Consider the following 24,349-nt stretch of genomic DNA (forward strand, 5'->3'; position numbering starts at 1 on the left):
TTCCACGTGCCACACTTTCTCACCGTGAGCCCTACCCCCGAGCTTCCACCTGCCCTCGCCGATGCCGCAGGACACCCCTTGCGCCCGCGCGGATCGAACCAGGTCGGTTTGCGCCAGTTCAATGAGCGTGTGGTGCTGCAAGCCTTGCGCACGCATGGCCAGCTGGCCAAAGCGGATCTGGCCCGACTCACCGGCCTGACGGCACAGACCATCGGCATGATCATCGCCCGTCTCGACGAAGACGGCTTGATCACCCGCGGTGCACCGGTGCGAGGCCGGGTGGGGCAGCCTTCGGTGCCGATTGGCTTGAACCCCGACGGTGCCTTTGCCATCGGTATCAAGATCGCGCGTCGCAGCGCCGACTGGCTCTTGGTGGACTTCACCGGGCGGGTGCGGGAACGCATCAGCGTGGCCTATGCCTTTCCCGAGGCCCAGACCCTGTTGCCGACCATCCGATCCAACCTCGACGAGTTGTTGCATCGGCTGGGGCCGTTGGCTGCACGGGTGGTCGGGGTGGGCGTGGCCGCGCCCTTCCAACTGGGCGGGTGGCACCGCATGCTCGGCCTGACCGAAGCGCAATCCGACGCCTGGAACCATCTCGATCTGGCTGCCGAAGTGCAGCGCATGACCACGTTGCCGGTGAGCTTTGCCAAAGACACGGTGGCGGCGTGCGTGGCCGAGCTGCTGCAGGGCAAAGGGCGAGACGTCCACAGCTTTCTATACCTGTTTCTCGACACTTTTATCGGTGGGGGGCTGGTGTTGCATTCGCGCTTGCATCGCGGCGAGCATGGCAATGCCGGCGCGGTGGCCTCGTTGCCGCTGGCCGCCGCCGATGGCCGGGCGTCCGAGCGGCCGCCGCAGTTGCTGAGTCGGGCCTCGCTGTGGGATCTGGAGCAGCGCTTGCGCGAACATGGGCTCGATCCCATGGCCGCTTATGACGATCGTGCGCTGCAAGAACCTTGGCGCCAACATGCTCGGCAATGGCTCGACCATGCTGCGCTGGCGCTGGCTCACTGCGTGGTGTCGGGCGTGGCGTTTTTGGACCTGCCCGCCGTGGTGATCGATGGGGCGGTCGCGCCGGCCTTGCTGTCGGAGTTGATCGCCTGCACCGAGCAGGCGCTGGCCGCGTACAGCTGGGAGGGGTTGCAAGCACCGCCTCGCTTGCTGAGCGGCAGCATCGGCTCGGACGCGCGCGCGTTGGGAGGCGCCTTGTTGCCTTTGCATGCCAATTTCGCGCCCGATTGGGATGTGTTTCTGAAAGCCTGAGTCGCGGCGCGCGCCTGCCTTCCAAATGCCCCTTGCATGGCCCGCTCCTTGCGTGGCCCGTACGGGCGCGTTGCTCGGCTCGCGCCTGGGGGCCCCGCCGCGGGCGGGCGTTGTGCTCCTCCCTGAAGGTCGTGCGTGAATGTCAGTCGTCGTTCAGGCTGGACCAGACCGTGTCGCACTGGTGCTCGGCCGCAAACTGGGCGTGCGGTGCGATGCCTTCGCCGGAGGCCAGGTCCAAGCCCATGTAGATGGGCGCTTCGCTACGGAACGCCGGCCATGCGGGCAGGCCAGGGACATCGGGGCGGCCGTCGCGGGCGAAGCGGGTGACGTAGCGCACGATGGCCTGTTTCAGGCTCGTTTGGGCGGCATCGAGCGGGCGCGGCATGTCGAACAGGTATTGCAGCTCTGCGGAATGGGCGGCTCCTTGTGGGAAGCTCACCGCAGGCAAGACTTCGGGAGCGCTGCGGTCCCGGAACTCATAGGCGTAGACCGCATGGCCTCTCGAGGCCAGACGCCGAGACACGTTCAGCCCGTTGCAGGCAAAGACCAGGTCGGTGCCCACGGCGGCAAAGGCAAAGCTGGCATTGTCTTCATAGCGTGATGGGTGATAGGGGGTCGCGGCCAACGCATCGGCCAACGGTGCGGGCAGCCCCAAGCCTTGAATGGCAGCCGACAGCGTCGAGTGGGTCAGTGGTGCAGCCCCGCCCAGCTCGTTCAAGGCTGCGAACAGGCGGTATTCGTCGCGCGTGCTGCCTTGCATCACCGGCACGGCGTGGTGGGTGCCTGCCCAAATCTTTTGGCGCACCGAGGCGTCGAGCACCCGGCCGTCCACGCTGGGCACCGGGCCGCGCGGGTAGACGGTCATTTGAGCACCGAGCAAGGCCTGCACCGGCAGGCTGCGCAGGCATTCGACCGTGCTGGTGTCGCAGGCCGGGCCGCCTGCGCCCGTGACCAGGCCCATCGCGGTCTGGGCCAAGGAGCGGCCCTTGTCTTCGGACAGGCTCAGCGTGTCTTGGAGATCCAGGCCATAGGCGCCGCTCATCACGATGGCTTTGTGAAACAGCCCGGCCGATGCGGGCGCGGCCAAGTGCGACAGCACGCTGAAGCCGCCCGCCGACTCGCCGAAGATCGTGACGTTGCGGGGGTCGCCCCCGAAGGCGGCGATGTTGTCGCGCACCCAGCGCAAGGCGGCTTGCTGGTCCATCAGTCCGTAGTTGCCGGAATGCCCGCCTTGCTCGGCGCTGAGGGCCGGGTGAGCCATGAAACCCAAGGCGCCCAAGCGATAGTTCAATGTGACCACGACCACCTGCTGCGCCACGAGGCTCGACACATCGGGGTAGCCGGCGCTGGTGCCGAGGTAGAACGCCCCGCCGTGGATCCATACCATCACGGGATGCGGTCCGGGGGCGGTCGGCCGAAAGACATTGAGCGTGAGGCAGTCTTCGTTCACGGTCGGCTCGCTCGTCCCGAAGGCGCTGGCAGGCTGCGCGCAGGCCGGACCGAAATTCGTGGCTGGCCGCTCACCGGTCCAGGGCGTGGGAGGCTGCGGGGGGCGCCAGCGCAGCGCCCCGACAGGGGCGGCGGCATAGGGAATGCCTTTGAACTGCACCATGGAGCGGTTGCCGTCGAGCTGGCCGCGCACGGCCCCGGCGCTCGTCAGGGCCTGTGTCGGATCGGGCGGCGCCGTTGGGCGGTCGCCGCCCCCGCAGGCCGCCAGCGTGAGCATCAGCACCACAGTGCAGCAGCGCCGCATGTGGCGGCGCACGAGAGAAAGTTGACGATACATGGCGGTGTCTTGGGTCATCATCGTGCCGTCGTGGGCGGGGCTTGCGGCATGATTCCATCGCCGGGTGCGACCGCGGTGTCACCTGGGCGGCGGGGCGAACCCGCACCCCGGCCGTCACCCGTGCGACAGTTGAGTCCTGTGCCCTGTGAGAACCCAACCATGACCACCCCACCGACTCTGCCCGCCGATGCGATGGCTCAGCTGCTGCGCGACATGCCCAAGGCTGAGCTGCACATTCACATCGAAGGCTCTTTGGAGCCCGAGCTCATCTTCGAGCTGGCCCAGCGCAATGGCGTTGCGCTGGCGTACCCCGATGTCCAGAGCCTGCGAAAGGCCTATGCCTTCACCGATCTGCAGAGCTTTCTCGACATCTACTACGCTGGGGCCAGTGTGTTACTGAAGGAGGAGGATTTCTTTGACATGGCCATGGCCTATTTCCGCCGGGCCGTGGCCGACGGCATCGTCCATGCCGAGGTGTTCTTCGATCCGCAAACCCACACCGCGCGTGGCGTGTCTTTCGAGACGGTGATGCGTGGGTTGACACGGGCGCGTGAGACCGCTGAGCGGGAGCTGGGCTTGAGCAGCGCCTACATCATGTGCTTTTTGCGGCATCTCAGCGAAGACGAGGCGTTCGAGACACTCGAGCAGGCTTTGCCTTGGCGCGACCATTTCATCGGGGTGGGCCTGGACAGCAGCGAGCGCGGCCATCCGCCGGAAAAGTTCGCACGGGTATTTGCACGCTGCCGTGAGCTGGGTTTGCATCTGGTGGCCCATGCGGGCGAGGAAGGCCCCGCGGCCTATGTGCGCAGTGCGCTCGACGTGTTGAAGGTCGAGCGCATCGACCATGGGGTGCGGGCCCTGGAGGATGCCGATTTGGTGCGGCGCCTGGCGCGCGAGCGTGTGCCGCTGACGGTGTGTCCGCTGTCCAATGTCAAGCTGTGTGTCGTCGACCGGCTGGCCGACCACCCGCTGGGCCAGTTGCTGGCCTCGGGCCTGATGGCCACCGTGAATTCCGACGATCCGGCGTATTTCGGGGGCTATTTGCACCAGAACTTCGTCGAGACCTTCGCGGCCTTGCCTTCGCTGCAGCTGCGCGATGCGTATGCCCTGGCGCGCAACAGCCTGGAGGCCAGCTTTGCCGATGCGTCGGCCAAAGCGCGCTGGATCGAACGGCTCGATGCATGCTTTGCCAGCCACAGCGGTTGATCGCTGGCTGAGCGGCAGGGGGGTGGCGGCGCAGCGGCGTGTAGTCCGAGGGCGCGGCTTTCAATGGGCTGCCTGGCAGCCCAAGGCCTGTGCCAGTCGATGGGCCTCGGGGCCGAAGGCGTAAGCATCCATGGCCAGGCACCCGTAGGTCACGCCGGCGTGGATGCGTACCGGCGCGGCATGGCGTCCGCCGGCGCCGGCGGGCACGTAAAACGGCAGCCAGTGCTCGTCGGTCGGGTGCATCAGGGCGGCATGCGGCGCCTGCTGCCGGTATTCGAGCAGTGCGCTCCAGTCGCGGGCCTGCGTGCGTTGCCACACCCAATCCCGAAAGGCGGCGCACTCGGCGGTCTCGGTCCGGTCTTCGATGCGGCCGCCGCCAAGGGCCAGTGACAGATTGTGGGTGAGGCTGCCGGTGCCCAGGATCCACACGCCTTGCCGGGTCAGGGGAGCCAGCGCCTGCCCGATGGCCCAGTGCATGGCGGGCGCAGCCTCCGAGGGCACCAGCGACAGCGGCACGATGGGCACGTCGGCCTTCGGCCAGGCATGGATCAGGGGCGTCCAGATGCCGTGATCGAGCCCGCCCTCGGCCAGCACGCGGTGCGCGATGCCTGCCTGACGGAGGCAGTCCGAGGCGGCTTGGGCCACGGCAGGGTCGCCCGGTGCGTCGTAGCGCAGTTCGTACAGCGCCTGGGGAAAGCCCCAAAAATCGTGAATGGTGCTGTGCCGCGCTGCGGCCAGCAGCACGGGCTCGCGGGTGGTGGTGTGCGCCGAGACGGCAAGGATGGCGCGTGGCCGCCCGAAGGCCTGCTCCAGCACGGGCCCCAGGCGGCGGAAGAAGGCGCCGGTGTCACCGGGGTGCACAGCGATCAGCGGCGAGCCGTGAGACAGAAAGATCGGCGGCAGGGTCGAGGTCGTCATCCGCGCAGTGAAGCATGTGGCCGGCGGCTTGGGATTGAGTCGGCTTGATGATCGCATTCAGAACCGTTCACAACCGTGGCCGCGTCTGGCCTTGCCAAAAGACCCCAGGGTGGTGCCCGGCCCCGGGCTCGGCTATCGTTGCCGACGATCGAACTCCGATGTCTACCATGTTGCCGTCCGTGGTGTCTCTTGCCCTGCGTCAGACCTGGCGCGACTTTCGCGCGGGGGAGTTGCGGTTGTTGGTGGTGGCCGTGATGCTGGCCGTGGCAGCGCTCACCGCGGTGAGCTTTTTTGCCGACCGGCTCAGAAGCGGCCTGCAGCGCGATGCGGCTCAGCTTCTGGGGGGCGATGCCATCGTGGCCAGCGACCACCCCACGCCGCAGGCATTCGTCGAACGCGCGCACGCGCAGGGCTTGCGTGTGGCCCGCACGGTGACCTTTCCCAGCATGGCGCGCGCGCCGCAAGCGCGCGGTGGGGCGACCCGGCTGGTGGCGGTCAAGGCCGTGAGCGAGGGCTACCCGCTGCGTGGCCGCGTGCGCATTGCCCCTGCGCCCGGCCAAGCCGATGCAGCCGCCCAGGGAGGGCCTGAGCAGGGCAGCGTGTGGGTCGATGCGGCCTTGCTCGAAGCCTTGCAGCTGAGCGTGGGCGACATGTTGCTGCTGGGGGAAGCCGCGTTGCGCATCGACCGCGTGATCACGCTCGAACCCGATCGAGGGGCAGGCTTCATGGCCTTCGCACCGCGGGTGATGCTGCATGAGGCCGACCTGGCGGCCACCGCGCTGATTCAGCCGGCCAGCCGAGTCACGTATCGGTTGGCCGTGGCTGCGCCGCCGGGGCGGGAGTCCGAGGTTGCACGCTACCTCGCTTGGGCGCATTCCTATCTCGAAACGCAGGGACTGCGTGGCGTGCGTCTGGAGTCCCTGGACAACGGCCGCCCCGAGATGCGCCAGACCTTGGATCGTGCCGAACGCTTCCTGAACTTGGTCGCGCTGCTGGCAGCCTTGCTGGCAGCGGTGGCCGTGGGCATTGCCGCGCGGGACTTCGCTTCTGGCCACCTGGACGACTGCGCGATGCTGCGGGTGCTGGGGCTGCCACAGCGCGCCATCGCTTGGAGCTATGCCCTGGAGTTCGGCGTCGTGGGGGCCGTGGCCAGCGTGCTGGGCGTGATGGTGGGCTATGCCGTGCACCATGTCTTCGTGGTCCTGTTGAGTGACCTGATCGAGGCCACCTTGCCGGCGGCCAGCCTGTGGCCTGTCATCTTTGGCCTGGGGGTGGGCTTGACCTTGTTGTGCGCATTCGGCCTGCCGCCGGTGTTGCAGCTGGCTCAGGTGCCGGCGTTGCGCGTCATCCGCCGCGAGATGGGGGAACTGCGACCGGCTTCTCTGAGCGTGCTGGTCGCCGGGGCTTTGGGCTTTGCCGCCTTGTTGGTGGCCGCCTCCAGCGATGTGCGCTTGGGTCTGATTGCCGTTGGGGGCTTTGCCGCGGCGATGGCATCGTTCGCCTTGGCGGGCTGGTTGGCCGTGCAACTGTTGCGCCGCACCGTGGTGTCCATGCAGGTGCCGCGCTGGCTGCGCCTGGCCACGCGCCAAGTGGCTGCCCGTCCCGGCTTTGCCGTGCTGCAGGTCTGTGCCCTGGCCGTGGGATTGCTGGCGCTGGTGCTGTTGGTGTTGCTGCGCACCGACCTGATTGCCAGTTGGCGCCAGGCCACGCCGCCGGATGCGCCCAATCGGTTCGTGATCAACATCCAGCCGGAGCAGGCCGAGTCCTTCCGGGAACGGCTCACGCAGGCCGGCGTGCAGGGCTTCGACTGGTATCCGATGATTCGCGGTCGGCTCATCAGCATCAACGGAAGGCCGGTGAGCCCCGAGGACTATACGGAGGAGCGTGCACGCCGTTTGGTCGATCGTGAGTTCAACCTCAGCCATGCCGCGGACATGCCCCGGCACAATGTGTTGGCCGCCGGCCAATGGGTGCCCGAGGCCGCCGACGAGATCAGCGTCGAGGAAGGGCTGGCGCGGACCCTCGGTCTGCGTCTGGGCGACGTGCTGGTCTTCGATGTGGCCGGCATGCCGGTGCAGGCCCGCATCACCAGTCTGCGCCGCGTCGATTGGGCGTCGATGCGTGTGAACTTCTTTGCGATGTTTCCGCGCAGCCGCATGGACGAATTGCCGACCACCTACATCGCGGCATTCCGGGCGCCGCCGCAGCCCGGCTTCGACCATGCGTTGATCCAGGAGTTTCCCAACATCACCAATGTGGATGTTTCGGCGTCGATCGCGCAGGTGCAGCGGGTCCTCGACCAGGTCATTCGTGCCGTGGAGTTCTTGTTCGGCTTCACGCTGGCGGCCGGGGTGGTGGTGCTGTTTGCCGCCGTGGTGGCCACCCGCCAGGCCCGTGAGCGGGAGTTCGCGGTGATGCGGGCGATGGGGGCGGGGCGTCGCTTGCTGTCACAGGTGCAGCGTGCCGAGCTGATCGGGGTGGGGGCGTTGGCAGGTGCCTTGGCCGCGGGGGCCGCCATCGCCGTGGGCTGGGCCTTGGCCCGGTATGCCTTCGAATTCCATTGGGCGCCTTCACCCTGGGTGCCGCTGGCGGGCATGGGGGCCGGTGCCGGGTTGGCCTTGGCCGCTGGATGGTGGGGCTTGCGCGAGGTGTTGCGCCGACCGGTCGTCGAAACGCTGCGTCGGGCGGCGCAGTAGCACTCCAATAGCGCTCAAGTCGGGCGTCGAGGTGCCGATATGCAGGGCTATGGCCGTCCATTTCTCGGGGGTGCCCTCCTAGGCCTCGCTGCTAGACTGGACCTTACCTTCGCGTTCCCACTCCACAGACTGTGCCTGCCGCCATCTCGACCGATGCGCTATGCCTGACCGAGCTCAAGCTCGACCAGGCGCTGAGTCTGCTTCAACAGGCGGGCTACCCCTTGCCCTCCCTGACCGACGCGCCCGCGGTCGTCGCGTTGCAGGCCATCATCGATGGCTTGTGCGATTTGTCGCTGCGCGACGCCCTCACCGGTCTGGCCAATCGCCGCCATTTTCGAGCGGTGCTCGAACGAGAGATCGATCGCGTGGCGCGCACGGGCGAATCGGCGCTGCTGCTGGTGGTCGACATCGACCATTTCAAACACGTCAACGACACCCATGGTCATGCGGCCGGAGACTTGGTCATCCAAGCGGTCGGCCAGCGCTTGGCCGAGTGCGTGCGTCCGATGGACACGGTGGCGCGATTCGGCGGCGAAGAGTTTGCGATGGTATTGCCCAACTGCCACCCGGCCTATGGTGAGGTCGTGGCCGAGCGCATCCGCCGTTCGATCGAAAGCTGCGCCATTCGCTTGCCTTCGGGCCAGGAGATCCATGTGACGGTCAGCATCGGTGGTGCGTTCGCCCCCCAGTGGGTGCGCTCCTCGGCAGCCTTGTGGACCGAGCGCGCCGATTTGCAGCTCTATTGCGCAAAGACGGAGGGACGCAACCGGGTGTGCCTCGAGAAATCGGTGGTCAGCAGTGTCAGCCGTGAAGAAAAGTCCATGCTGTTCGGTGTGACGTCCTGGGATGACAGCCTTGAGTGAAGCCATGAACAACCCAGTGACCCCTGCGTCGCTTCCCTTGCCCGGCGCCCGGCGCGCATGGGTGCTGGCCGTCACCAGCGGCAAAGGCGGTGTCGGCAAGACCTTCGTGTCGGCCAACGTGGCGGCAGCCTTGGCCCGCCGCGGCCATCGTGTGCTCGTGCTCGATGCCGATCTCGGGCTGGCCAACCTGGACGTGGTGTTGAACCTGTATCCCAAAATCACGCTGCACGACGTTTTCACCGGCAAGGCCACGCTGGACGAGGCCGTGCTCAAGGCCCCCGGCGGGTTCTCCGTGCTGCTGGCGGGCTCTGGGCTGGTGGAGTATTCGCGCCTGACGCCGGAGGTGCGCGAGCAATTGCAGCGCGTGGTGGACACGATCATCCCGCGTTACGACTTCGTGTTGTTGGATACGGGAGCGGGCATCTCCGATGTGGTGCTCTACGCGGTCTCGCTGGCCGATGACGTGCTGGTCGTGGCCACGCCCGAGCCGACCTCGCTCACCGATGCCTACGCCACCATCAAAGTGTTGGCCTCCCAGCAGCGCCGCCGAGTGCTGCACATGGCGGTCAACCAGGTCGGCAAGCCCGGTGATGGCAAGGCCGTGACGCATCAACTGCAGCAGGTGGTCGACCGCTTCGTCACCACGCCACAGGGCGATCCGGTGAAACTCGTGCTGGTGGGCGACATTCCCACCGATGCATCGGTGCGCGAAGCCTTGCAGCGCCGGCAACTGCTGTTCGAAAGCCTGCCGGGCAGCGCGGCGGCCCAGGCCATCGCCACCTTGGCCGCACGCATCGAGGCGGCGGCACCGGCTTCGGCGTCCTCTTGATCAGCGTGGCGCCCCCTGCGCCAGGGGGAGTTTCTACAATGGTCGATCCTTCGACACACGAAAGGACGCCCATGCCACCTCATGCCCTTGCCGAACGTTTGGCGCGCGGCCGCCTCAGCCGACGCGATGCCCTGTGGCTTGCCAGCGCCAGTGCGGGCGTCGTGGCGGCGTCCTGGCTGCAAGGCTGTGCCACCTCGCCGGTGACGGGCAAGCCTATCGTCGTGGGCATGAGCGAGGCGCAGGAGCGTGAAGTCGATGCCCAGGTCTCGCCGCACCAGTTTTCTCAGGACCTTGGGCCGGTGCAGGATGCGGCCGTCAATGACTACGTGACCTCGGTGGGGCGCCGTCTGCAGACGCACACCCATCGGCCGCAAATGCCTTATTCCTACCGGGTGCTCAACGCCAACCATGTCAATGCCTATACCTTCCCGGCCGGGGCCATGGGGGTGACGCGCGGCATTCTGGTCGAGCTCGACGACGAAGCCCAGCTGGCGGCGTTGCTGGGTCACGAGATGGGACACGTCAACGCCCGTCATGCCGCGCAGCGCCAGGGTCAAGCGCTGATCGCGCAGTCCGTGGTGGTGGGGCTGAATGTGGCGGCGTCCAACTCGCAGTGGGCCGGCCTGGTGAGTCTGGGCAGCCAGATCGGCGCCAGCGCCTTGCTGGCCAGCTATTCACGTGACAACGAACGCGAGGCGGACGCTCTGGGGCAAGAGTACATGGTGCGGGCCGGTTACCCGGCCAGCGGCATGACGGCGCTGCACCAGGTGCTGGTGGATCAGGAAAAGTCGCGTCCCAGTCTGCTGCAAACCATGTTTGCGTCCCACCCCATGAGCACCGAGCGGCGCGACGCGGCTCGGCGCGCAGCGCAGGAGCGCTACGCAGCCAGTGCCTCGTTGCCCGCACAGCGTGAGCGTTACATGGACCAGACCGCTGGGCTGCGGCGCTTGAAGCCCACCATCGTGGCCTGCCAGCAAGGCGAGACGGCGATGGCGCGCAAGTCGTATGACGAGGCGGCCACGGCCTTCAGACGGGCTTTGACGCTCACACCGGAGGACTACCCCGCTCACCTGCGCATGGCCCAGTGCTTACAAGCCCAAGGCCGGGCTCGTGAAGCGCTGCGCTACGCCGAGACGGCCAAGACCCTGTACCCACAAGAGGCCCAAGCCCGCAAGCTCCTCGGTGTGCTGGCCCTGGCGCAAGGCGACCCGGGCAAGGCCCATGCCGAGTTGCTGGCTTTCGATCGCATGTTGCCCGGCGATCCAGGGGTGACGTTCTTGCGCGGCGTGGCGCTGGAGGGCCTGGGCGAGCGCGAGGCGGCCGCGCGTCAATACCATGCCTTCGTGCGCATGGGGGTGCAGGGGCAGGCGGCCCAGTATGCGGCCAGTCGCCTCAAGGTGTGGGGATACGTGAAGTGAAGATCCGATGAATTCGAATCCTGCCGATCCCACCGTGCAAGCCACCGCGCAAGCCGACACTGCCTACGAGCGTTTGGGCGGTGAAGCGGCCGTGCGTGCCTTGGTGGACCGCTTCTACGACTTGATGGACCTGGAGCCGGCCTATGCCGAGCTGCGCGCCTTGCACCCCACCACGCTTGCGGGCTCGCGCGACAAGCTGTTTTGGTTCCTGTGCGGCTGGCTGGGGGGGCCACAGTACTATGTGGAGCGCTTTGGGCACCCCCGCTTGCGGGCTCGCCATTTGCCCTATCCCATCGGCATCAAGGAGCGCGACCAGTGGCTGGCGTGCATGGACCAAGCCATGCAAGACCTGCAGCTCGATGCCGCCCTGGTAGAGCGACTGCGGGCTGCCTTCTTCAACACGGCCGACTGGATGCGCAACAAGGGCGGCTGAGGCTGGCGCTCTCAACCCGTGTTGCGCAGACCGGCGGCGATGCCATTGATGGAGATGTGGATGCCACGCTGCACGCGCTCGTGCACTTCGCCAGCGTCCTTTTGCTGACGGTAGCGGCGCATCAGCTCCACCTGCAAGTGGTTGATGGGGTCCAGGTAAGGAAAGCGGTGCTCGATCGAGCGCGCCAGCGCCGGGTTGGACGCCAAGCGTTGCGTCTGGCCGGTGATCAGCGCCAGCGCCTCATGCGTGCGCTGCCATTCGGCCTCGATGGCCTTGAAGATGCGCCGGCCCAGGCGTTTGTCTTCCACCAGTTCCACATAACGCGCTGCCACCGCCATGTCGGTTTTGGCCAGCACCATGTCCATGTTCGACAGCAGGGTGCGGAAGAAGGGCCATTGACGGTGCATGCGCATCAGCAGCGCAATCCGCTCCTTGCGCTGGGCGCCTTGGCCCAAGAAGGCCTCGATGGCCGAGCCAAAGCCGTACCAGCCCGGCAGCGCCACACGGCATTGCCCCCATGAAAAACTCCAGGGGATGGCACGCAGATCCTCGATCGCGCGCGTGGCCTTGCGCGAGGCCGGGCGCGAGCCGATGTTGAGCTCGGCGATCTCGCGGATGGGCGTGGCGGCGAAGAAGTAGTCGGTGAAGCCCGGCGTCTCGTAGACCAGTTTGCGATAGGCCTTCATGCTGGCCTCCGACAAGGCCTGCGCGGCCTCCAGGAAGGACTTCGGCGGCGTCTTGGACGGGTGCAACAGCGTGGCCTCCAGCGTAGCGGCCACCAGCGTTTCGAGATTGCGCAGGCCGATCTCGGGGTTGGCGTACTTCGAGGCGATCACTTCGCCTTGCTCGGTCAAGCGGATCTGGCCGTTGACCGTGCCAGGCGGCTGGGCCAGGATGGCTTGGTAGCTCGGGCCGCCGCCGCGGCCCACCGTGCCGCCGCGGCCATGGAACAGCCGCAGCGTGATGCCGTGCTCGGCCTGCAGGCGCTTGAAGTGCTCCACCAGCTCGATTTCGGCTCGATACAGCTCCCAGTTGCTGGTGAAGTAGCCGCCGTCCTTGTTGCTGTCGCTGTAGCCGAGCATGATGTCTTGCTCGCCGCCGCTGCGCTGGACCAGGTCGATCACCCCGGGCAGGGCGTAGAAGGTGCGCATGATGGGGCCGGCTTGGCGCAGGTCGCCGATGGTTTCGAATAGCGGCACCACGATCAAATCGGCCACCGCATCCTCACCCAGGGTGCCGCGCATCAGCCCGGCTTCTTTCTGCAGCAGCAGCACCTCCAGCAAGTCGCTCACCGTCTCGGTGTGGCTGATGATGTAGTGGCGGATCGCCTCGGGGCCGAAGCGCTCGCGCATCAGCCGCGCCGTCTCGAAGATGGCCAGCTCGGACTCGGTCAGCTCGCTGTAGCTGGCACCGCGCACGCGCAGCGGCCGCGGGTCACGCAACTGCTGCACGAGCAGTTCGATCTTGTGGATCTCGTGCAGCTGCGCGTAACCCGATTCCACCCGGGCGCGCGCCAACAGCTCGGCCACCACGGCTTCATGCTTGTCCGAGCTTTGACGCAGGTCCACCGTGGCCAGATGAAAGCCAAAGACCTGCACGGCGCGGATCAGCGGGCGCAAGCGCACCTCGGCCAGCGCGGCGCCATGGTGGTGCGCCAGCGAGTCCTCGATGGTGCGCAGATCGGCCAGAAACTCCGCGGCATTGGCGTAGGGGGTGGACGGCGCGACCGCGTGGCGCAGCGCCTCGGTGCCGGTCAGGTGCGACAGCGTGGCCGCCAGCCGTGCATACATGCCGATCAAGGCGCGCCGGTAGGGTTCGTCGCGACGATGTTCATTGGTGTCCGGTGAGCGCTCGGCCAGTGCGGCCAGCGCCGGGGTCACGTCCACCAGCATCGCCGAGACCGACAGTTCGGCCCCCAACGCATGCACCTCGGTCAGATAGTGGCGCAGCGCCGTTTCGGCCTGTTGCCGCAATGCGTATTCCAGCGTCGCTGCGGTGACATTGGGATTGCCATCGCGGTCGCCGCCGATCCAGTGCCCCATGCGGAAGAAGGGCGCGATGTCGAAGCCGGGCAGGGCGCGCTCCAGGCTGCGATACAGGCGCGGGATCTGCCGCAGGAACGTGGTGTGGTAGTAGCTCAGCGCATTCTCGATCTCGTTGGCCACCGTCAGCTTCGTGTAGCGCAGCATGCGCGTTTGCCACAGTTGCGTCACACGTGCGCGGATCTGGGCCTCGTTGTCGTCCAGCTCGCGCTGGGTGTGCAGCTCGTCACGCTGATGGATGAGCTCGGCGATGGCGCGCTCGGCATCCAGGATGGACTTGCGCTGCACCTCGGTTGGGTGGGCCGTCAGCACGGGCGAGATGTAGGCCCGCTGCAGCATGCGGGCGATGTCCTCGGCACGCACGCCCCCCTCGGCCAGGCGCTCGAAACTGTAGGCGAGCGAACCTTCCTGCACATGCCCTTGGCGTTCGTGGTGTTCACGCCGGCGCACATGATGGCGGTCTTCGGCGATGTTGGCCAGGTGCGAAAAGTAGCTGAACGCCCGAATCACCGAGACCGTTTGGTCACTGCTGAGGTTTTTCAGCAGGCGATCCAGCGCGCGGCCGGCCTGCGCATCGCGCTTGAGCCGGTAGGCCACCGAAAGCTGTCGGATTCGCTCGATCAGCTCGAAAGCCTCGCGCCCCTCTTGCTCCCGAATCACGTCGCCCAGGATGCGGCCGAGCAGTCGGATGTCCTCGACCAGCGGGCGGTTCTTCTCGGCGGCATCGGCCTCGATGCGCTTTGCGCGGGGCCGGACAGGAGGGCGGGCGGCGGGCATGGGTACCTCGGGGTGGCTGACGGCGGTAACAAAATTACAAGCTCGGGATGGTAGCACCGTCGCGTCGCCGCGCGAGCATCGCACCGGCGCCGGTCGATGAGGCCCTCGGGTAGCATGTGGACATGAACACCACATCCTCGTCTCATTCTTCTGGTTCATCGGCCGCGCAGGTCCGCTGGGTCATCGCCACCCGTGAAAGCCGCTTGGCGCTGTGGCAGGCGCGTCATGTGCAGGCCTTGCTCGAGCAGCGCTGGGGCCAGCCGGTGGGGGTGTTGGGCATGACCACGCGCGGCGACCAAATCCTCGATCGCAGTCTGTCCAAGGTGGGAGGCAAGGGCTTGTTCGTGAAAGAGCTGGAAGTGGCGCTGGAGGAGGGGCGTGCCCACTTGGCCGTCCATTCGCTCAAAGACGTCCCCATGGAGCTGCCTGCCGGCTTCTTGCTGGCTGCCGTGCTCGAGCGCGAGGACCCGCGAGATGCCTTCGTCTCGCCGCGATATCCCGACCTGGCCAGCCTGCCGCCTGCCGCGGTGGTGGGCACCTCCAGCCTGCGCCGTCTGGTGCAGCTGCGTGCTCGGCGGCCCGACCTGCGCATCGAGCCCCTGCGTGGCAACCTCGACACCCGGCTGCGCAAACTCGACGAGGGGCACTACGATGCCATCGTGCTGGCGGCCGCCGGCCTGAAGCGTTTGGGCCTGGCCCAACGCATTCGCCAACTGTTCGAACCCGAGGAGATGCTGCCGGCGGCAGGACAGGGGGCCCTGGGCTTGGAGATCCGGACGGAGAATGACGAATTGCGGGATGCGCTGGCCCCGCTCATCCATCGCCCCACTTGGCTGGCCGTGCACGCCGAGCGAGCCGTCTCGTGCGCCTTGGGAGGCAGTTGCAGCGTGCCGTTGGCCGCGCATGCCGTGTGGCAGGGTGAGGAGCTCGTGTTGCACGCTGCGCTCGGCGACCCGCAGGCCGAGCCGGTGCATTTGTTGCAAGTCCGTTGTGCCGCCGTGGTCCAAGACACCGCAGCGGCGCAGCGGCTGGGCCAGAGGGCGGCCCATCGGCTGCGCGACTTGGGTGCCGAGGCCATCCTGTCCCGTGTGAGCACGCACGCGTGAGCATGGTGCCGTCTGCTCCATGGCTGTTCGTCACCCGGCCGGCGGCACAAGCCGATGAATGGGTCCGTCGTCTGCAGGCGCAGGGCGTCCCGGCACGGCCCTTGCCGCTGATCGCCATCACCGCGCCAGACGATCCGCAGGCGGTTTTGCGAGCATGGAGCGAGCTGTCTGGCTGCGATTGGGTCATCTTCGTGAGTCCCAGCGCCGTCGAGCAGTTCTTTGCGCAAGCGCCTGTGGCGGCGCGTTGGCCCGAGGGCGTGAGGGTCGCCACGCCTGGCCCGGGAACCGATGCGGCCTTGGCGCGCGCCGGCGTGGCCGAGGCCTTGCGCCGTCGGCCCCGCGACGAAGCCGAACAGTTCGACTCCGAATCCCTGTGGGATGTGTTGCGCGCCGAGACCTGGGCGGGGCGTCGCGTGCTCATCGTGCGTGGCGACGGTGGACGGCCCTGGCTGGCCCAGCGTCTGACCGAAGCTGGCGCGATCGTCGACTTTCTCAGCGCCTATCGCCGCGGCTTGCCCGTGCTGGATGCCACCGAGCAGGCATGGCTGGTCCAGGGGCTGCGCGCCCCGGGTCAGGCCGTGTGGCTGTTCAGCAGTTCTCAGGCCATCGAGCATTTGGTGAGCCTCGCGCAAGCCCTGGGCTTGCAACCCGACTGGTCGCAGCAGGAGGCCATCGTCACCCATCCACGCATCGGCCAGCGGGCGTGGGCCCTGGGCTGGCGCAGGGTGGAGCTGTCGCATCCGGCCCCCGATGCCGTGGCTGCGGCCTGGAAGCGCCGGCACGATGCGTCATAGCGGCTCGATACAATGACCGACACCGTGAGCGACACCACCTCTTCCACTCCTGCGCCGACCTCTCCCGAACCCCAGTCCGAGCGTGCGGCTGCGCAGGCCGCTGGGGCCGCCAGCGCGTCCGTTGCGCAAGCGCCCAGCCGTTCCTTGTGGTGGGTGGCCATTGTCGGCTTGATGTTGTTGGCCGTCGTGGGGCTCACCTTGGCCTACCAGGCGCAACAGCACGTCCAAAGCCTGGAGCGCGAACTCGTGCGCCGCCAGCAGGACAGCCAGGACCAGGCCACCGAAGCCCGAGCGCTGGCCCGACAGGCCCAGGACGCCGCACGCGAGGCGCTGGCCAAGGCCACCGTGCTGGAGACGCGTCTGGCCGAAGTGGCCTTGCAGCGCGACCAACTCGACGAATTGCTGCATGCTCTGGCCCGCTCCAGAGACGAGAATGTGCTGGTGGAAATCGAGGCTGCCCTGCGGGTGGCCCTGCAACACTCGGCCATCACGGGCAGTGCCGAGCCCTTGCTGGCGGCCCTGCGCAGCGCCGATGAACGCCTGCAGCGGTTGAATCAGCCCCGGCTGGAGCGTGTGCGCCGTGCCATCGCCCAAGACGTGGAACGAGCACGTGCCGTGGCCGTGGCCGACGTGCCCTCGCTGGTGGCGCGCTTGGACGAGGCCGCGCGTCTGGCCGACGAGCTGCCCTTGTTGTCCAGCCCGGGCATGGGCATGGCCTCACGCGTGAGGCGGTCCGAACCGCCGGCCAGTGCCGCTGTGCCAGACTGGCCATCATGGGGGCGCGATCTTGCCGCTCGCGTGTGGAGCGAGCTGCGCTCCCTCGTGCGGGTGACCCGTATCGACCAGCCCGAAGCCATGTTGATCGCCCCCGAACAGACCTTTTTCCTGCGCGAGAACCTCAAGCTGCGGCTGCTCAATGCGCGGCTGGCCCTGCTGAGCCGACAGTTCGAGACCGTGCAGGCCGACATGCGGCAGGCCCAGCAGGCGCTCGAGCGCTATTTCGATCCGCGCTCGCGTCGCGTCATGCAGGTGGCCGACACGCTGCGCCAGGTGCAAGCCCAGGCTCACGCGACCCAACTGCCGCGTCCCGATGAAACGCTCGCGGCCTTGCAGGCCGTGTTGGCCACCCGCTGAGCGCAAAACGGCCGGGCCATGCGCAACGTCATCTGGATCCTCCTGTTGTTCGTGCTCGCGGTGGTTGCTGCGGGCGTGTTCGGACGCAACGATGCGGTGGTCACGCTCTACTGGGCCCCGTGGCGTTTGGACCTGTCGTTCAACGTGTTCGTGGTGCTGTGGCTGCTGCTGAGCGTGGCCCTGTACCTCACCTTGCAGACCTTGCGCACGCTGATCGGCTTGCCGCGGCGTGCGCGTCAGTGGCGCATTGCGCGGCGCGACCATTACGCCCAGCGGGCCTTGCGCGAGGCTTTGGCGCTGTATTTCGGTGCCCGCTACAGCCGCGCCCATAAGGCAGCGCAGCGGGCCTTGACCATCCAGCAGACCACCCCTGAACTGAGCGCCGATGCAGAGTTCATCACATTGGCGCGACTCCTGGCTGCCGGCAGTCTGCACCGCTTGCAAGACCGCGCAGGGCGCGATGAACTGCTCAAGCAGGCCCTGGCCAGCTCGGCATCCGGCGGCAATGGTCGAGCCGCCGACGAGGGCGTGCGTTTGATGGCTGCGGAATGGGCCTTGGACGATCGGGATGCCGAGCGGGCCTTGGCGCTGCTGGCCGAGCTGCCGCCAGGCTTGGCCCGGCGCACCCAAGCTCTGCGCCTGAAGCTGCAGGCTGCACGTTTGGCCCGTCAGCCGCTCGATGCATTGCGCACGGCTCGCTTGCTGGCCAAGCACCAGGGCTTTTCACCTTTGGCGGCTCAAGGTCTGTTGAGATCCTTGGCCATGGAGGCGTTGGACGCCGCACGCGATGCCGACCAGCTCCAGCGGGTGTGGGAACAGCTCGACGCGACCGACCGTCGCGATGCCTTCGTGGCCGCGCATGCGGCCGAGGCCATGGCCGGCCACGGACATGCGGCGCTGGCGCGTGCGATGCTCCAACCGTTTTGGGACGCGCCGCAAGCCCGCAGCCCCGAGGAATGGCAGGCACTGGCCAAAGCCTTCGCGCGTTCGCTCGACGGGGTGGGCTCCGACTGGCTGCCCCGTCTGGAGGCTGCAACAGTCGCCCATCCCACGCGCCCCGAGCTCATCTACGCACTGGGTCGTGCTCTGGCGCAGTTGCAGCTGTGGGGCAAGGCGCGTCAGCAGCTCGAACACTGCGCCGACGACCCCGAGCTGCCCGCACCACTGCGACGCGACGCGTGGCGCTGCTTGGCCGAAATGGCCGAACGGGAAGAGGATTGGGATCGGGCCCGTGCGTGCTATCGACGCGCTGCACGCATCGAGTGATGACAAACGGAAAAAACGTGTTATAGTAACGGTCTTCGCGGCTGTAGCTCAGTTGGATAGAGTACTTGGCTACGAACCAAGGGGTCGTGGGTTCGAATCCTGCCAGCCGCGCCAATTTCGTTTTTCTCATCAACGCCTTGGAGGCTTCCGCTTCCAAGGCGTTTTTCTTTTGCGTGATCTTCAGCCATAGACCGCTCACACCAAGGTGGTGCGATCCCGGGCTTCGATGAGAAGCTGTGAGCGCATCGCTCAGCCAGTGCTGAGTTGGGCCTTGGCGAAGGCGCAACGGGCGGCTTCGATGCGGGCCAGCCACGAACTTTGGCAGCACTGCCCACGCCTTACGATGCCGCAGACGTTGAAACATGGACAGACCCAGCGTCGAGGCGGCGCGAGGACGCACTCGACCAAGGTGGCTGCTTGTCAGGTGCCTAGGCGATGTCGCTGCGCTCGAAGTCTCGCCGTTGCGCCGGGGCCAGGGGCAGATTCGGCTTGCGGAACTGGAGTTGCAGATGGACGCTTTGGACGCAGCGCCAGAGGCGCTGGCTGGGTCTGGGCGCAAAAAAGCCGGCAGGAGCCGGCTTTTCGAGGTCCTGTCGGGCCCGCAGGCCCGAGAACGTCACTTGCCTTTCTTGGCGGCCTTCGTGGGCGCAGCCTTCGCAGCCGTGGCCTTGGCGGCTTTGCGGGCCGCGGCCTTGGGGTCCACGGCGGCCTTGAAGCCGGCGCCCGGGGTGAACTTGGGCAGCTTGGCCGCAGCGATCTTGATCTTGTCGCCCGTGGCCGGGTTCACCCCATTTCGGGCGGCGCGGGCATGCTGCTTGAAGGAGCCGAAGCCCGGCAGGGTCACGGCACCGCCCTTCTTGACGGTGGTGACGATCGCATCGAGCAGGGTGTCCAGGATGCGGCCAGCTTCGGCCTTGGACAGATCGTGCTTGGAAGCCAGATGTTCAACCAGTTCGGTCTTGTTCATGCGTTCAAAGTCAGAGTTCAAAGAATGGCCCGATCTGATCGGGTGGCGGGATTGTGCCGCATATGATGGCCGTTTCTTCAGCGCAGGGCTCGCCAGCGAGAGCCGTTGCCGCGGCCCGGGCTCAGGACACATGAGCTGTGGCCGTCATGGCCACGGTGCCTTCATGATCGGTGGCCCACAGCCGCATGCTGCCCTCGGTGGCCGGGGCGGCGTGCAGCGAAAACGGGTGGATGTCGAACAGCGGACGCAGGGCTCGAAAGCCGAACCGGCGCACATGGGCCGAAGGATGTTCGCGGCGCAGCAAGTCCAGCAGCAGCGTGGCAATGAGCGGGCCGTGCACGACCAAACCCGGATAGCCCTCGACCTCGGTGGCGTAAGCGCGGTCGTAATGGATGCGGTGCCCGTTGAAGGTCAGCGCCGAGTAGCAGAACAACAGCACGGAGTCGGGCCTGATCGTGCGGGAGTGGACCGCGTGGGGGGCGGCTTGCGTCGGCGCATTCCGGACTGCGGCGGCCTCCACCTCGGGTCTGGGCGCCTCGCGGTAGACGATGTCATGCTCTTCCTCCAGGGCCAGACGCCCGGCATGATGGATCTCATGGCGCACGGTGACGAACACCAGCTCGCCCGAGCGGCCCCGTGTCGAGCGGATCGCCGTGATGCGCGAGAAGCGCTGCACCGGCTCGCCGATGCGAAGCGGCTCGACGAAATTCAAGCGCCCGCCGGCCCACATGCGCCGCGGCAAGGGCACCGGCGGCAGGAAGCCGCCACGTCTGGCGTGACCGTCGGTTCCCAGCTCGCTGTGCCGATGCAGGGGCAAGAAGTACAGCCAGTGCCACAGCGGCGGCAGCGCATCGCCGGGGCGGGGTGGGGGATCGTCCCGGTCCAGCGTGGCGGCCAGGGCGGCCACAGGGCCTGGGGTGAGGATGTCGTGCCGGTGCTCGGATCGACCGATCCACTCGGCATAGGGCGCATCCGCATGCATCGAAGCCTCCTCGTGCGAAGGAAACGTCGCGATTGTGAACCCGAGCGTGGGTGCGGGTCGCAGGGCGGGACAGTGGACGCTGCGGTGTCGCCAAGGTGACGGGGTGCCTCGATGCATACCCTCATCTGGCAGGCTTTACCGGGCGGTACACGCTCACTACGATCGGGTGCGACCGCGCGGGCGCCTGCGGCGCGCCGCACCTTTCGATCCATCCACCGGAAGACATTCGTCATGTCCGATCGGCACTTCGCTTTTTGGCCCGAACACGCCACGCGACACCTGTACGTGCCGCAAACGCATCTGTATCGCAACGTCGAGGTGTCGGCGATGCGCTACCCCGACAAGCCGTTCCTGATCTTCTACGACACGCCACTGAGCTTTGCGCGTTTTCAGGACGAGACCGAGCGCATCGCGGGCTATTTGCAGCAGGTCTGCGGGGTGCGCAAAGGAGACCGGGTGCTGCTGGACCTGCAAAACAGCCCTCAGTTCATGCTGGCCTACTATGGCATTTTGCGTGCCGATGCGGTGGTCGTGCCGGTCAATCCGATGAACCTCACGGCCGAGCTGGAACACTACGCGCGCGACAGCGGCGCGCGCGTGGCCTTCGTGGCCCAGGATTTGTACGCACGCATGGCGCCTTTGCTGGGTGGTCTGCTCGATCACCTCATCGTGGCCACCTACAGTGACTACGCGACCGAGCCCACCGATCTGCCGGTGCCGGAGTTCGTGGCGGCCCCACGCATGACGTGGGCCACTGCCGGCGTCGTCGCATGGAACGAGGTGATCGCTGCAAATCTGCGTCCCGGTCCCATCCTCGCCGGCCCGGACGATCTGGCCGTGATGCCCTACACCTCCGGCACCACGGGGCGCCCCAAAGGCTGCATGCACACCCATCGCACCACCATGTACAACGTGGTGGCCGGCAGCATCTGGTGGAAGACCCATGCGGGGCAGGTGGGCATGGCCGTGCTGCCATTGTTCCACGTCACCGGCATGCAATCGGGCATGAATGGACCGCTGTATACCGGCAGCACCGTCGTGATCTTGCCGCGTTGGGATCGGGATGTTTGCGCTCTGTGTGTGCAGAAGTACGGTGTGTATGGTCTGGGCCTGATCACGGCGATGGTGATCGATTTCGTGACCAATCCGCGCCTGTCCGAGTACGACCTCAGCAGCCTGCGGCGTATCGCCGGCGGCGGAGCGGCCATGCCCAAGGCCGTGGCCCATGCGCTCGAACACAAGCTGGGGCTGCGCTATGGCGAGGGCTATGGCATGACCGAGACCATGGCCGCCACGCACAGCAACCCGCCCGATGCCCCGAAGGCCCAGTGCCTGGGCGTACCGCTGTTCGATGTGGACGCGCGTGTGGTGGACCCGACGACCTGGCGCGAGCTGCCCCCTGGGGAGGTGGGTGAGATCGTCGTGCATGGGCCGCAGTTGATGCTGGGCTACTGGAACCAGCCCGAAGCCACCGCCGCAGCCTTCGTCGAGATCGATGGCAAGCGCTTCTTGCGCACCGGCGACCTGGGCACCACGGACGAGGACGGCTACTTCTTTTTCGTCGACCGGCTCAAGCGCATGATCAACGCCGCGGGCTTCAAGGTCTGGCCCGCGGAAGTGGAGTCGTTGCTGTACCAGCATCCGGCGGTCCAAGAGGCTTGCGTCATCGCCGCCATCGATCCGCGCCGCGGCGAGACCGTCAAGGCCCTGATCGTGTGCAAGCCTGGGGCGGCCGGCCAAGTGAGCGCACAACAAATCATCGACTGGTCGCACCAGCACATGGCCGCTTACAAGGTGCCGCGCATCGTGGAGTTCGTCGACAGCTTGCCCAAGTCGGGCACGGGCAAGGTGATGTGGCGCGAACTGCAAGAGCGCGAGCGCCACAGGGCGTCATGAGACCACCAGGACCGGTGCGATCGAGATCCGGTGCTGCGCCGCAGACCCATCCCATGATCTTCAGCGAGTGTTCTCTTCCGTGGAGCTTTTGATGAGCAGTGTCAATTCTTCCCGTCCTCCCCAAGCCGAAGTAGCGGCCGAGGTGGCCGCCTTCATCGAGCACGCCCAGCGCCTGGCATCACAGATTCTCGGTGTGCCGGCCGACACGCCACTGCGACCCATCCACAAGGTGGGCGTGATCGGTGCCGGCACCATGGGCAGCGGTATCACGATGAACTTTCTCAATGTCGGTGTGCCCGTGGTGTTGCTGGAGATGAAACAAGACGCGCTCGATCGCGGCTTGGCCACGATACGCCGCAACTACGAGAACTCGATGAAAAAAGGCAAGCTCACGGCCGACGAGGTCGAAGCGCGCATGGCCTTGATCCAGCCTTCGCTCGACCATGAGCCCTTGCGCCAGGTCGACCTCGTTATCGAAGCGGTGTTCGAGGACATGAGCGTCAAGGAAAAGGTCTTCAAGGCGCTCGATGAAGTCGTCCCACCGGGCGCCATCTTGGCCTCGAACACCTCCTACCTCGACATCGACCGCATCGCCGGCTTCACGAAGCGACCACAGGATGTGCTGGGCTTGCATTTCTTCAGCCCGGCCCATGTGATGCGCTTGCTCGAGGTGGTGCGCGGCGCCAAGACGGCGCCGGATGTGCTGGCCACCAGCATGGCGCTGGCCAAGACCATCGGTAAAGTGGCGGTGGTCTCGGGCGTGTGCGACGGTTTCATCGGCAACCGCATGCTTGCCCGCTATGGGGCCGCCGCGCAGGGCCTGATCCATGCCGGGGCCTTGCCTCAGCAGGTCGATGCGGCTTTGCAGGCGTTCGGTATGGCCATGGGCCCGTTCCGCATGGGCGATCTGGCCGGCTTGGACATCGGCTGGGCCACGCGCAAGCGGCGCGCGGCCGAGGCCGGGGTGCCGATGCGACCGATCGTGGCCGATCTGCTGTGCGAGGCCGGCCGCTTCGGGCAAAAGACCGGCGCGGGCTGGTATCGCTATGAGCCTGGCAGCCGCGAGCCGTTGCCCGATCCTGTGACCGAGCAGCTCATTGCCGACTATCGAGCCGCCCACGGCATCACCCCGCGCGCCGTCAGCGACGAGGAGGTGGTGCAGCGTTGCATCTATGCCTTGGTCAACGAGGGGGCACGCATCCTGGAAGAGGGCATCGCAGCCCGTGCCTCGGACATCGACCTGGTCTACCTCTACGGCTATGGTTTTCCGAAGCATCGGGGCGGGCCGATGTTCTACGCCGACACGGTCGGTCTGGCCGAGGTGCTGCGCTGCTTGGAACGCTTTGCCGCCGAGCCGGGGGCCGACCCGTCTTGGCAGCCAGCGCCGTTGTTGCGCCGGCTGGTGAGCCAGGGGCGAGGTTTCCACCGCTGAGCCCTGCAGCGGTAGGGCAAGGCGAGGTACAATATTCGGTCGCTCGCAGAGCGCATCGTACCGCCTGCGCACAGCCAAAGGTGCTCCATGGGGCGCGGCCAAGAGCACCGCGGCATGGGCCCTGCGAACGAAGGCGTGACACGGCCCTGGTGCCGTGCTTTCCTGTCCTCGACCGGCTGCACTTGGCTTTACGCACCGCCCGCTGGCACGTCTGGCCTCTGCGAGGTCCAGGCGCTTCGGTTCTCTGGGGCGCGGCAGGCTGTGCGGCGTGGGCCGTGTTGCAGGACGGTTCCCTACCCGAAGGCTTCCAATCATGAGCAGCAAACCGGTCACCACCAAGATCAGGGAAGATGGGCTGCGCTACCGCTCCAAGGTGGGTGGCTCGCCCTTCGTGGGCAATGGCAACACCCGCTCGTGCTTCAAGTGTGGCAAGCATCGCACGCCCGACCAGCTCCAGCCCAAGCGCGTGCTGGGTCGCACCGAGATGGTGTGCAAGCCCTCCTGCAAGGATCTCGAAAAGTCCTGAGATCCTCCGTCG

Annotated in this window: 18 protein-coding genes, 1 tRNA gene and 1 pseudogene; 15 read left to right on the top strand and 5 right to left on the bottom strand. The window is 66.9% G+C overall.

Going from position 1 to position 24,349, the window contains the following annotated elements:
* The first annotated feature begins 24 nt into the window (after positions 1 to 24).
* Positions 25 to 1,266 carry an ROK family transcriptional regulator gene (locus F615_RS0104635; RefSeq protein ID WP_026330022.1) on the top strand — a complete coding sequence of 414 codons (1,242 nt, stop codon included), beginning with the start codon at positions 25 to 27 and terminating at the stop codon, positions 1,264 to 1,266.
* A gap of 142 nt (positions 1,267 to 1,408) precedes the next feature.
* Here the strand turns inward: F615_RS0104635 and F615_RS17800 are convergent, their stop codons facing one another.
* On the bottom strand, positions 1,409 to 3,073 hold the full coding sequence (locus F615_RS17800) for a carboxylesterase/lipase family protein (RefSeq protein ID WP_019560011.1): 1,665 nt from the start codon (positions 3,071 to 3,073) through the stop codon (positions 1,409 to 1,411).
* Positions 3,074 to 3,211: 138 nt separating this feature from the next.
* Between F615_RS17800 and F615_RS0104645 the strand changes: the two genes are divergently transcribed.
* The gene (locus F615_RS0104645) at positions 3,212 to 4,258 is read left to right on the top strand and encodes an adenosine deaminase (protein WP_019560012.1); all 1,047 of its coding nucleotides are present in this window, start codon (positions 3,212 to 3,214) and stop codon (positions 4,256 to 4,258) included.
* A gap of 60 nt (positions 4,259 to 4,318) precedes the next feature.
* Here the strand turns inward: F615_RS0104645 and F615_RS0104650 are convergent, their stop codons facing one another.
* Entirely contained in the window at positions 4,319 to 5,176 is an 858-nt protein-coding gene (locus F615_RS0104650; RefSeq protein WP_019560013.1) for a DODA-type extradiol aromatic ring-opening family dioxygenase, read from the bottom strand.
* Positions 5,177 to 5,343: 167 nt separating this feature from the next.
* Between F615_RS0104650 and F615_RS0104655 the strand changes: the two genes are divergently transcribed.
* From F615_RS0104655 to F615_RS0104675, 5 genes are all read left to right on the top strand, one after another.
* On the top strand, positions 5,344 to 7,872 hold the full coding sequence (locus F615_RS0104655) for an ABC transporter permease (RefSeq protein WP_019560014.1): 2,529 nt from the start codon (positions 5,344 to 5,346) through the stop codon (positions 7,870 to 7,872).
* 131 nt (positions 7,873 to 8,003) lie between these two features.
* Entirely contained in the window at positions 8,004 to 8,735 is a 732-nt protein-coding gene (locus F615_RS0104660; RefSeq protein WP_019560015.1) for a GGDEF domain-containing protein, read from the top strand.
* Positions 8,736 to 8,739: 4 nt separating this feature from the next.
* Entirely contained in the window at positions 8,740 to 9,564 is an 825-nt protein-coding gene (locus F615_RS0104665; RefSeq protein WP_019560016.1) for a MinD/ParA family protein, read from the top strand.
* 71 nt (positions 9,565 to 9,635) lie between these two features.
* Complete coding sequence (locus F615_RS0104670) at positions 9,636 to 10,982, top strand: M48 family metalloprotease (protein WP_019560017.1); 1,347 nt, start codon at positions 9,636 to 9,638, stop codon at positions 10,980 to 10,982.
* A 7-nt stretch (positions 10,983 to 10,989) separates the two neighbouring features.
* Positions 10,990 to 11,415, top strand: a complete 426-nt coding sequence (locus F615_RS0104675) for a group II truncated hemoglobin (RefSeq protein WP_019560018.1) — start codon at positions 10,990 to 10,992, stop codon at positions 11,413 to 11,415.
* 11 nt (positions 11,416 to 11,426) lie between these two features.
* Here the strand turns inward: F615_RS0104675 and ppc are convergent, their stop codons facing one another.
* The gene (gene ppc, locus F615_RS0104680; protein WP_019560019.1) at positions 11,427 to 14,234 is read right to left on the bottom strand and encodes a phosphoenolpyruvate carboxylase; all 2,808 of its coding nucleotides are present in this window, start codon (positions 14,232 to 14,234) and stop codon (positions 11,427 to 11,429) included.
* Between the two features lie 122 nt (positions 14,235 to 14,356).
* On the opposite strand from ppc, the gene hemC reads away from it, so the two are divergent.
* From hemC to F615_RS0104705, 5 genes are all read left to right on the top strand, one after another.
* A complete protein-coding gene (gene hemC, locus F615_RS0104685; RefSeq protein WP_019560020.1) occupies positions 14,357 to 15,340 on the top strand; it encodes a hydroxymethylbilane synthase in 984 nt (327 codons plus the stop codon).
* A 2-nt stretch (positions 15,341 to 15,342) separates the two neighbouring features.
* On the top strand, positions 15,343 to 16,134 hold the full coding sequence (locus F615_RS0104690; protein ID WP_019560021.1) for a uroporphyrinogen-III synthase: 792 nt from the start codon (positions 15,343 to 15,345) through the stop codon (positions 16,132 to 16,134).
* A 24-nt stretch (positions 16,135 to 16,158) separates the two neighbouring features.
* Positions 16,159 to 17,268, top strand: a complete 1,110-nt coding sequence (locus F615_RS0104695) for a uroporphyrinogen-III C-methyltransferase (RefSeq protein WP_245558318.1) — start codon at positions 16,159 to 16,161, stop codon at positions 17,266 to 17,268.
* 18 nt (positions 17,269 to 17,286) lie between these two features.
* Complete coding sequence (locus F615_RS0104700) at positions 17,287 to 18,534, top strand: heme biosynthesis HemY N-terminal domain-containing protein (RefSeq protein ID WP_019560023.1); 1,248 nt, start codon at positions 17,287 to 17,289, stop codon at positions 18,532 to 18,534.
* Positions 18,535 to 18,571: 37 nt separating this feature from the next.
* A tRNA-Arg gene (locus F615_RS0104705) sits at positions 18,572 to 18,648 on the top strand.
* Between the two features lie 502 nt (positions 18,649 to 19,150).
* On the opposite strand, the gene F615_RS0104715 is transcribed toward F615_RS0104705, so the two are convergent.
* Positions 19,151 to 19,501 (bottom strand): HU family DNA-binding protein, encoded by a 351-nt coding sequence (locus F615_RS0104715; RefSeq protein WP_019560025.1) that lies wholly within the window; start codon positions 19,499 to 19,501, stop codon positions 19,151 to 19,153.
* 121 nt (positions 19,502 to 19,622) lie between these two features.
* The gene (locus tag F615_RS0104720) at positions 19,623 to 20,483 is read right to left on the bottom strand and encodes an HTD2 family dehydratase (protein ID WP_019560026.1); all 861 of its coding nucleotides are present in this window, start codon (positions 20,481 to 20,483) and stop codon (positions 19,623 to 19,625) included.
* Positions 20,484 to 20,714: 231 nt separating this feature from the next.
* Here F615_RS0104720 and F615_RS0104725 point away from each other — a divergent pair, with 231 nt between their 5' ends.
* From F615_RS0104725 to F615_RS0104735, 3 genes and pseudogenes are all read left to right on the top strand, one after another.
* Positions 20,715 to 22,379: a long-chain fatty acid--CoA ligase gene (locus F615_RS0104725; RefSeq protein WP_019560027.1), complete on the top strand. Its 1,665-nt coding sequence runs from the start codon at positions 20,715 to 20,717 to the stop codon at positions 22,377 to 22,379.
* Between the two features lie 163 nt (positions 22,380 to 22,542).
* Positions 22,543 to 23,811, top strand: a pseudogene (locus F615_RS0104730) (3-hydroxyacyl-CoA dehydrogenase); the annotation flags it as partial.
* Between the two features lie 313 nt (positions 23,812 to 24,124).
* Positions 24,125 to 24,337 (top strand): hypothetical protein, encoded by a 213-nt coding sequence (locus F615_RS0104735; protein ID WP_019560029.1) that lies wholly within the window; start codon positions 24,125 to 24,127, stop codon positions 24,335 to 24,337.
* The last annotated feature ends 12 nt before the right edge of the window (positions 24,338 to 24,349 follow it).

This window comes from Caldimonas manganoxidans ATCC BAA-369 (assembly GCF_000381125.1).
GTDB classification, from domain to species: Bacteria; Pseudomonadota; Gammaproteobacteria; order Burkholderiales; family Burkholderiaceae_C; genus Caldimonas; species Caldimonas manganoxidans.